Below are 9,397 nucleotides of genomic sequence, written 5' to 3'. Positions count from 1 at the left end.
AGGTCGCCCTTGCGCTGCGGGCCGTCCAGGATCATCTGGTCGCCGGTGTAAGCATGAACGGTGGTCATGATGCCGGAGACGATGGGATAGGTCTTGTTCAGGGTGTCGGCCATGGGAGCCAGGCAGTTGGTGGTGCAGGAAGCAGCGGAGATGACCTGATCGTCAGCGGTCAGGGTCTTCTCGTTGACAGAGTAGACGATGGTCTTCAGGTCGTTGCCGGCAGGAGCGGAGATAACGACCTTCTTGGCGCCGGCTTCGATGTGAGCCATGCTCTTGGCCTTGGAGGTGTAGAAACCGGTGCACTCCAGCACGACATCGATGCCCAGTTCGCCCCAGGGGCAATCCTTGGCGTCCTTGATGGCGTAGATGGTGATCTTCTTGCCGTCGACGACGATGTAATCCTCGCCGGCTTCGACGGTGTGCTTGTTCTCACCGATCTTGCCCAGGAAAGAGCCCTGAGCGGTGTCGTACTTCAGCAGGTGAGCCAGCATAGCGGGGCTGGTCAGGTCGTTGATGGCGACGACTTCGTAGCCCTCAGCCTCGAACATCTGACGGAAGGCCAGGCGGCCGATGCGGCCAAAACCATTGATAGCAACTTTAACAGCCATAGTAAAATCCTCCCAAGATTTTATTGATTCGGGACGGCTTGTCCGCCCCACCTTGATGCGGTGACATCACCGCGTTCCGGTATGCTTCTATTGTACTCGATTTGCACAAAAACTGCAAGTCTGTTGTTATTATTTTAACACCGAATTTGAAAAATCATGCTATTTGGTCAAAATCAGGAGGAATTTTTGCCTCTTTTTTCAGCGTTGTGTCCATTTCTGTTCCGCTTCCGGACCGGCATCCGGGGCTTCGGGGTGCCAAAAAACGGTGTGGCAGCATTTTCCGGGCGCACCGGGAAGATTTTCTGCATACAATAGCGCTGTTACTGCTTGCAGGGAAAGGAGGCCGCTACCATGGAACTGCCCAACCGGGAGATCCGGGCACGGCTGGCGGAGCAGGCCGCAGGACGGCGTCTGGGCGGTCTGGACCCGCTGCCTGTGCTCAGCGGGCTGCGGCTGCTGACCACCGCGGAACTGCTCTGCCGCGGCGCCCCGCCCCGCCGGCCCGCCGACGCGGGGGCGGTGCTGGACGCCCTGTGCACCGCCGTACAGGGAAGTGTCCGCCGCCGCAGCGGATGGCTGTATGCCATGGTACCGCCGGGGCGGGAACTGCCCGTGCCGGTGCACGGCAGGCTGCTGCAGGCGGCTGTGCTGTGCACGCTGCGGGGCGCCCTGCGCACCGGCGGCAGCCGTGCGGTGGTGCGCTGCCTGCCCCGGAAGGGCGGCATTCTGCTGTGTGTGCAGGGCGGAGCCGCCGCCCTGACCCCCGCCGATACCATCCCGCTGTGGAAGCGTCTGGCCGCCGAGGGCGGCGGGGCCGCGGTCTTCGGTGCGGGACCGGTGTTCACCGCCTCGGTCCGTCTGCCCCTGTGTCCGGGGCTCTGCGCCCCCAGTTCCGGGGCGGAGGAACTTTTGCGGGACCGGTATGCCCTGCCCTATATCTACCTGGGGGAATGGCTGGCCCACCCCTGGGCGTAAGGGTCAGATCCAGCGGCGATTCAGACGTTCCAGGGCCTTGCGGGCTTCCTCGCTGCCCTGGTCCGCCGCCATGCGATACAGGATCTTGGCCCGGATGTGGCTGCGGGGCTCGCCGCCCCAGCCTTTTTCCGCATACAGCCCCATCTTGTACCGGGCTTCCGGCTGTTCCTGGGCGGCCTGCCGGAACCATTGCAGGGCTGCCCGGGGATTCTTCTGGACGCCGAAGCCCCGTTCCATGCACAGGGCCAGACGATACATGGCCCGCGTATCCCCCTGGTCCGCCGCAATGCGGTAGCAGGCCACGGCTTCCGGGCCCTCCTCCTCCCGCTCATGGCACAACCCCAGACCGTACTGGGCCCCGGTCAGGTCCTGGGCGGCGGACTCCCGGAACCAGCGGTGCGCATCCGGAAGCGAGGGCTCGGTCCCCCGCCCTTCCAGAAAACACCAGCCCAGGCGTTCCTGCGCCGGCGCATATCCCTGTTCGGCCGCCATGGTATACCAATGCACCGCCTGGGCCGGGTCGGCCGGCACACCGATGCCCTCCTCATAGTTGAGGCCCAGATACCACTGCGCCCGCGCATCCCCCTTCCGGGCGGCCAGAAGATACCAGCGCACCGCTTCTTTGGGGTCGGCTTCCAGGCCGATGCCGTTTTCGTAACAGACCCCCAGATTGCACGCCCCCTGGCTGCTGCCCTGCATCGCCGCCGCCCGGTACAGGCGCGCCGCCCGCCGGGAGTCCTGCTCCACCCCCTCGCCATTCTCATAGAACCAGCCCAGTCTGCACTGCGCCGGCGCGTAATTCTTTTCCGCCGCGCAGTTGTACAGTTCCAGGGCCTTGGACACGCTTTTGGGCACGCCGATGCCGTTCTCATAGAGCCAGCCCAACAGGGTCATGCCCCGGGGGTTCCCCGCCTTGGCCGACTGGGAATAGAGCTTGGCTGCCCGAAAGGGTCTGCGGGGCAGAACGATGCCATCCTCGTAGTATTTTCCCAGTTCCGCCATCGCCCGGGGTTCCCCGCGCTCGGCAGCGGCCGCATACCAGCGCACCGCTTCTGCCTGGTTGGCCTCGGTGCCGATGCCTTTCTGGCAGCACCGCGCATAGTAATACTCCCCCACAGGGTCCGACAGATCGGCTGCACGCTGGTACCAGAACATGGCCGCACAGTCATTCTGTTCCGTCCCCTTGCCCATCTGGCACCGCAGCCCCATCAGGACCTGCGCTTCGGTATTGCCGCGCTCGGCGGCGGCGGTATACCACCGGGTGGCGGCGGTCTGGTCCTCCTGCAGACCGATGCCCTTGTCATAGCAGCGGCCCAGCGCAAGCTGCGCCCGGTCCAGCCCGCTGTCGGCCGCCTGGTGATAGTACCGGACCGCACGCTGCGGGTCTTTTTTCACGCCCAGGCCCTTTTCGTACAACTGGCCCAGAGCCAGACGGGCCGGCGCATATCCTGTTCCCGCCGCAAGCCGGTACAGCTGTACCGTCCGGCGGATGTCCTTTTCCACCCCGATGCCCTCGCGGTAGCACACCGCCAGACAGCACTGGGCCCGGGGTTCCTTTTTCAGTGCCGCCATGCCGTACCAGTAAGCGGCAGATTTCTGGTCCGCAGGCACCCCTTTGCCGAACTCATAACACCAGCCCAGATTGCACTGCGCCGGTGCAGACCCCTGCTGCGCCGCCTGCTTGTACAGAAACACCGCGTTTTCCCAGCTCTGGGGCCGTCCTTCCCCCTTTTCATAGCACAGCCCCAGCAGGAACCGCCCGTGGGCGCTGTCCTGCGCCGCCGCCTGCTCAAACAGGGCCGCCGCCTGTTCCGGGTCACGGGGACCGCCCTTGCCATACAGCATCCGGTGCCCCTGCTCGCACAGGCAGTCGGGGTCGCCCTTTTCGGCACCCCGGGCGCAGAAATCATAGGCCTGTTTCCAGTTTCCCGCCCGGTCCGCTTCCCGGCACAGGTACATCCAGCCCCGGGGGGTGATATCGGATTCCTCCACCGGGACAAATCCTTCGTTGCCGCACCGGGGGCAGACTTCCAGGTCCTCCCGCATGGTGACGAATTCACAATCCGGTGCTGTACATTGATAATATTGCATCCCTGAACCTCCCGGTACGCCTTTCGACATTCATTGTATCTTATCAGTATATTCCCTTTTCCCCCTTTTCACAAGGACAAAGCCGTTCTTGCCTGCTCTTTCGGGCGGGGCGGGCGGGTTTTTGTTTGGTTTTGGGCTTTCGCTGTCCTGCGGCAAAAAGTGCGGGGCAAGCAGGCTATACTTCCTGGCACAACCGCATAGGAGGAGGGGTTTTTATCATGCCGATTTTTACCAAAGACAAGGCCCGTGTGCCGGCCGCATCACCGTCCCCCGCCGGGGCGCAGGCCCCGGTCCGGGAGTCCGAAAGCCCGCCAGCGCTGCAGGCCGCACCGGAAAGCCGGTTTCTTTCGGGCGCGCTGCTGTGGCGGCTGGGGACGCTGGGCGCCGGATGCCTGCTGGGGGCCGGCCAGCTCTATGGCACCGCCCCCCTGGGGCTGGCACTGACGGTGGGGTGCCCGCCCGGGTTCGCCCTGCCGGCCATGGTGGGGGCGCTGGCCGGGTCCCTGGCCTTTCAGCCCTTCACCCTGGGGCTGAAACTGGCCGGAGCCCTGGTGGCCGCCGTCACCGGCCGGTGCGTGGCCGCCCAGCTGGGAAAGAAACAATACATATGGGGCTCTGCCGCCGGCTGTGCCGCCCTGCTGACAGAGCAGCTGACCGTGAGCGCCGTGGGCCCCTCCGCCCCGGGAGACACGGTCCAGGTCCTGGCCACCGCCCTGCTGGCGGCCGGGTTCGGGGCGGCCATCCATGCCCTGCCCCACAGCAAGCCCCGGGGGCTGTGCCTCTGGCTGGCCATGGCGGCGGTCTGCGCGCAGAGGCTGACCCCCCTGCTGGGAGGCGGCTTTGCCCCCGGGCTGATGCTGGCCGCCGGGGCGGGGCTGTGTACCGCTTTTGCGGGCAGCCTGGAACAGAGCGCCGTGCTGGCCGTGGCCATGGCGGCGGCGGTGACGGCGGCGTCCCCCACCCTGAGTTACGCGGCCCTGGCGGTGGCCCTGGGAACCCTGGGCGCTGCGGTGCTGGCCACCGGGGAACGCTGGCGCTGCGCCGGCATCTTTGCCCTGGGATGCGGGGTGGGCGCCCTGGCCGCCCCCACCCCTGCCGGGGCGCTGTGGCTGTGTGTTTCGGCCGGTGCGGGCATGCTTGGATTTCTGGCCTGCCCGCCCAGTCTGCTGCGGGGGATCTTTCCGCCCCCGGCACCGCCGGTGGTAAGCCAGACCCTGGGCAGTGCCGCCCGTCGGCTGGCCGGGGTGGCCGACAGCCTTTCGGACATTGCGGACACGGTGAACGAGGTCTGTGAACGGCAGCTGCCCCCCAAGGGGGAGACCTACGACTTTGTGGTGGAATACACCGCCCGCCATGTCTGCCAGCAGTGTGAGCGCCGGTCCAGCTGCTGGATCCGGGGGTATTCCACCGCGGTGGACGGGCTGTACAAGCTGCGGGGTGCATTGGACGCCCGGGGGCGTGTGGAATTGGAAGACCTGCCCGGGCAGCTGAGTGTCTGCATCCATCCCAGCGACCTGTGCAGCGCCGTGACCCACGGTTACCGCCTGTGGGTCAGCCGGCGCCAGACCCGGGCCCGGGCCAGTCTGCTGCGGGGGGCTCTGACCGAGCAGTACAGCGCCATGGCCTCCGCCCTGGCCCAGATGGCCTCCCGCCTGGGTCAGGCGGGACTGCCCGATCCCCGCCGGGAGGCCAAGGTGGCCAATCTGTTTTCCACCCTGGGGCTGGAGCCCCTGGAATGCAGTGCCACCAGCGATGTGGCCGGCCGCATCAGCGTGAATGTGACCATCCCCCGCATGAAATTCACCGATGTGGAGCTGCAGGCCCTGGCCCGGGAGGTGGGACGTATCTGCCGCCGGGACTTTGACCTGCCCGATCTGGCCCAGTGCCGCACGGTGAGCATGCTGCGGTTCGGGGAACGGCCGCTGTTCACGCCGGCCTTCGGGCTGGCCAGCCGGCCCGCGCCGCCGGAAACGGTGAGCGGGGATGCCTGTGACCAGTTCTGCGACCGGGCAGGTCGGGCCCAGATGCTTTTGTGCGACGGCATGGGTACCGGCAAGGCCGCCGCGGTGGATGGCCGGATGGCCGCCAAGCTCACCGCCCAGCTGCTGCGGGCGGGATTTGCCGCCGAGAGCGCAGCCCGCCTGGTGAACGTGGCCCTGGGCATGAAGTGTGCCGACCAGGAATCCGGCGCCACCCTGGACCTGCTGACGGTGGACCTGTACACCGGACGGGCCGGTCTGTTCAAAGCCGGCGCAGCGCCCAGCTTTCTGGTGCGGGACGGAGTGGCCCGGGTGCTGGAAGCGCCCAGCCTGCCCATGGGGGTGAGCGATTCGGTGGTGGGACGGTCCACCGCCCTGAGTCTGGCCGAGGGAGACATGGTGGTGCTGGTATCCGACGGGGCCCTGTGCGACGGCAGCGACTGGCTGGTGGAGCAGCTGCAGCTGTGCGCCCGACTGGACCATGACCCCGACCAGGTGGCCAAAGCGGTGGCCGACAGCGCCGTGCGCCGGTCCGGGGCCAGACAGGACGACATCACGGTGGCGGTGCTGCGGCTGGACCGTTGAAAGCCGCCTGAGACAAACCACGTTCCAACGCCAAACCGCTCCCACTCTTTGTTTTTATTTACAAAATTTTTATAACTTTGCCAAAAAAACTGTTTAATTTTCTCCAAACATGTGGTAAAGTAGAATCATTCGGGGAACGGGCGCGGCCCGCGGCCCCCATCACATAACGCCGAACGGTCGGAATCTGAGTTGCTGCGTGGGACCGGGCCCGGCGCGAAAAGAGGTTTGAATACGATGGAATACGCCAGCAAGGACATCCGCAACATTCTGGTGGCCGGCCATGCCGGCTGCGGCAAGACCACTTTGGTGGAAGCACTTCTGTATATGAGCGGCGCGACCGAGCGCATGGGCCGTGTGGAAGACGGCACCACCGCCAGCGACTTTGACCCCGAGGAAGCCAAGCGCAAGGCCTCGCTGAATTCCAGCGTGGTGCCGGTGGAGATCGACGGGACCAAGTACAACCTGATCGACGTGCCCGGACTGTTTGACTTTGAATCCGGTGCCTGTGAGGGCATCCGTGCCGCCGAAAGCGTGCTGATCTGTGTGTCCGGCCGTTCCGGCGTCACCGTCGGTGCCGAGAAGGCCTATGCCCTGGCGCTGAAAAACAACAAGGCCCGCATGGTCTTTGTGACCAAGGCCGACCTGGAAAATGCCGATTACTTCAAGATCCTGGAACAGCTGAAGATCAAATTCGGCCCCTCCATCTGCCCCTGCGTGGTGCCCGCCCGTCTGGACGACGGCACCATCGTCTACATCAACCTGTTCAGCCAGAAAGCCTTCAAGTATGAGGGCGGCAAGCAGGTCCAGGTGGACCTGCCGGACATCGGCCACCGGTTCGAGGGCCTGATCCAGGCCATGAACGAGGCCATCGCCGAGACCGACGAAGCCCTGATGGAAAAGTTCTTTGAGGGCGAGGAGTTCACCACCGAGGAGATCGTTTCCGGCATGGCCGCCGGCGTGCGTACCGGCCAGATCACCCCCGTGTTCTGCGGCAGCGCCGTGAACATGCAGGCCATGGACATGCTGGTGTACAACCTGAAGGAACTGTTGCCCTCCGCCGACGCCGCCGCCCAGGTGGCCGAGGACAAGGACGGCAACCCGGTGGAGATCACGGTGGATGAATCCGCCCCTACCTGCGCCTACGTCTTCAAGACGGTGGCCGACCCCTTCGTGGGCAAGCTGAGCTTCATCAAGGTGCTGGCCGGCAAGCTGAGCGCCACCTCCAACGTCATCAACGCCCGCACCGGACAGCCCGAGCGCCTGGGCAAGACCATGACCGTCTGCGGCAAACGCCAGAGCGACACCCCGGCCATTGCGGCCGGCGACATCGGCGCCGTGGCCAAGCTGACCACCGCCAAGACCGGCGACACCCTGTGCGATCCCGCCCGGGTGGTGAGCCTGCCCGCCCCCGACTATCCCACCGCCTGCTACCGCATGGCCGTCAAGGTGGCCAAGAAGGGCGACGAGGGCAAGGTTTCGGGCGCGCTGAACCGCCTGATGGAAGAAGATCCCTCCATCACCTTCACGGTAGACCCCGAGACCAAGCAGCAGATCATTGCCGGCCTGGGCACCCAGCATCTGGAAGTGGCCGTGGCCAAGCTGAAGAACAAGTTCGGCGTGGAGATCACCCTGGAAGTGCCCCGGGTGCCCTATCGTGAATCCATCCGCAAGACCTGCAAGGCCCAGGGCCGCCACAAGAAGCAGACCGGCGGCCACGGCCAGTTCGGCGACGTGTGGATCCAGTTCGAGCCCTGCGAAGGGGACGACATCCAGTTTGAGGAGAAGGTGTTCGGCGGCAGCGTGCCCAAGAACTTCTTCCCCGCGGTGGAAAAGGGCGTGCGTCAGGCCGCTGCCCACGGCGTGCTGGCCGGATACCCCATGGTGGGCATGAAGGCCACCCTGCTGGACGGCAGCTACCATCCCGTGGACTCCAGCGAAATGGCCTTCATCATGGCCGCCAAGCTGGCGTACAAGGCCGCCATCCCCGAAGCCAGCCCGGTGCTGCTGGAACCCATCGGCACCCTGCAGGTCCATGTCCCGGCGGAGAACACCGGCGACATCATGGGCGAAGTGACCAAGCGCCGCGGCCGCGTGCTGGGCATGAACCCGGACGAGGAAGGCGGCCAGGTGGTAGACGCCGAAGTGCCCATGGCCGAGATGCAGGACTTTACCACCTTCCTGCGGCAGCTGACCCAGGGCCGCGGCCACTACACCTTCACCTTCGTCCGCTATGAGACCCTGCCCCAGATGCTGGAAGGCAAGGTCATCGAGCAGGCCAAGGCGCTGGGCAACATGGCAGACGACGACGCCTGATGGTTCCGATTTTTCCTGATACTCCTTTGCTGAAATAAAGCACCGCCCCCGGTCCTGTACAGGACCGGGGGCGGTGTGTTTTGTTACTGTTTAGCGCAGCAGCGCCGCAGAATTTCCTGTTACCGAATCATCAGCGACAATTCGATTTCCTCCCCATCCTCTGCGCCTGTTTCTGCAAAGCCCTTGCTTTTGTACAAGTTCAGCGCCCGACTGTTCTTTTTGTTACAAGTCAAAGTCACTCGATCGGAAACGCCGAAAGGCTTGTTTTTGATATACGCAAGCACCTTGTCCAGTGCGGACTTTCCATACCCTTTTCCTTGTTCCGCCTGCTCAATCATCATGTGCCATATATCATATTCCGGGATGTCATAATCGTAAATCACCATGACATACCCAACCATCCTGTCGCCTTCATAGATTCCGAACGGCTGGCACTGCTCCCTGTACACATACGCCTGTGCAAGGCTGCGAACAGGGTGTGAAACAAAGCGTTCCTGCTCCGGTGCAAGTTTCAGGGAAAATGCATCCATAAAGTTATCCTCTGTAATTGCTTTAAGATGAATCATAAAATCCTCCATAGATCAGACCAACTTACTCGATTAGCGGTTTTTGTCTGGATATCCAGGAAGAACCAAAGCGCACACCAAAAGCAAATAAAAAAGCCGTGGCTGACAAACCACGGCACAAGAAATCCCATGAAAAACTTATAGTGCAACCGAGGTCCTCCAAAGATATTCAGCTGTCCCATTGATTTTGCTGTTTTTCATAATGAAGCACCTCGCTTTCTATCAAATTTTATATCATCATAAACCCTATCACTGACAATGTCAATAACAAGTTTATGAT

At 63.8% G+C, this 9,397-nt stretch carries 6 protein-coding genes; 3 read left to right on the top strand and 3 right to left on the bottom strand.

The window, feature by feature from the left end; genetic code table 11:
• Window positions 1-608, bottom strand: a 608-nt coding sequence (locus tag Q0K17_RS08805; RefSeq protein WP_294542366.1) for a glyceraldehyde 3-phosphate dehydrogenase NAD-binding domain-containing protein, incomplete at its 3' end; no start/stop codon positions are given.
• A 351-nt stretch (window positions 609-959) separates the two neighbouring features.
• Here Q0K17_RS08805 and Q0K17_RS08800 point away from each other — a divergent pair.
• A complete protein-coding gene (locus tag Q0K17_RS08800; protein WP_294542364.1) occupies window positions 960-1,583 on the top strand; it encodes a hypothetical protein in 624 nt (207 codons plus the stop codon).
• Between the two features lie 3 nt (window positions 1,584-1,586).
• On the opposite strand, the gene Q0K17_RS08795 is transcribed toward Q0K17_RS08800, so the two are convergent.
• Window positions 1,587-3,674 (bottom strand): SEL1-like repeat protein, encoded by a 2,088-nt coding sequence (locus Q0K17_RS08795; protein WP_294542363.1) that lies wholly within the window; start codon window positions 3,672-3,674, stop codon window positions 1,587-1,589.
• 218 nt (window positions 3,675-3,892) lie between these two features.
• On the opposite strand from Q0K17_RS08795, the gene Q0K17_RS08790 reads away from it, so the two are divergent.
• Window positions 3,893-6,238 (top strand): SpoIIE family protein phosphatase, encoded by a 2,346-nt coding sequence (locus tag Q0K17_RS08790; RefSeq protein ID WP_294542360.1) that lies wholly within the window; start codon window positions 3,893-3,895, stop codon window positions 6,236-6,238.
• A gap of 234 nt (window positions 6,239-6,472) precedes the next feature.
• Window positions 6,473-8,551 carry an elongation factor G gene (locus tag Q0K17_RS08785; RefSeq protein ID WP_294542359.1) on the top strand — a complete coding sequence of 693 codons (2,079 nt, stop codon included), beginning with the start codon at window positions 6,473-6,475 and terminating at the stop codon, window positions 8,549-8,551.
• Between the two features lie 119 nt (window positions 8,552-8,670).
• On the opposite strand, the gene Q0K17_RS08780 is transcribed toward Q0K17_RS08785, so the two are convergent.
• Window positions 8,671-9,117 (bottom strand): GNAT family N-acetyltransferase, encoded by a 447-nt coding sequence (locus Q0K17_RS08780; RefSeq protein WP_294542358.1) that lies wholly within the window; start codon window positions 9,115-9,117, stop codon window positions 8,671-8,673.
• Between the last annotated feature and the right edge of the window lie 280 nt (window positions 9,118-9,397).

The organism is uncultured Gemmiger sp., assembly GCA_944388105.1.
GTDB lineage: Bacteria > Bacillota > Clostridia > Oscillospirales > Ruminococcaceae > Gemmiger.
The sequence above is the reverse complement of the archived record's forward strand: the minus strand, read 5'-3'. Positions and strand labels throughout refer to the sequence as shown.

Coding starts and splice junctions, on each gene's coding strand:
- Q0K17_RS08800 (WP_294542364.1), top strand. CDS start 960: ATGGAACTGCCCAACCGGGAGATCCGGGCACGGCTGGCGGAGCAGGCC.
- Q0K17_RS08795 (WP_294542363.1), bottom strand. CDS start 3,674: ATGCAATATTATCAATGTACAGCACCGGATTGTGAATTCGTCACCATG.
- Q0K17_RS08790 (WP_294542360.1), top strand. CDS start 3,893: ATGCCGATTTTTACCAAAGACAAGGCCCGTGTGCCGGCCGCATCACCG.
- Q0K17_RS08785 (WP_294542359.1), top strand. CDS start 6,473: ATGGAATACGCCAGCAAGGACATCCGCAACATTCTGGTGGCCGGCCAT.
- Q0K17_RS08780 (WP_294542358.1), bottom strand. CDS start 9,117: ATGATTCATCTTAAAGCAATTACAGAGGATAACTTTATGGATGCATTT.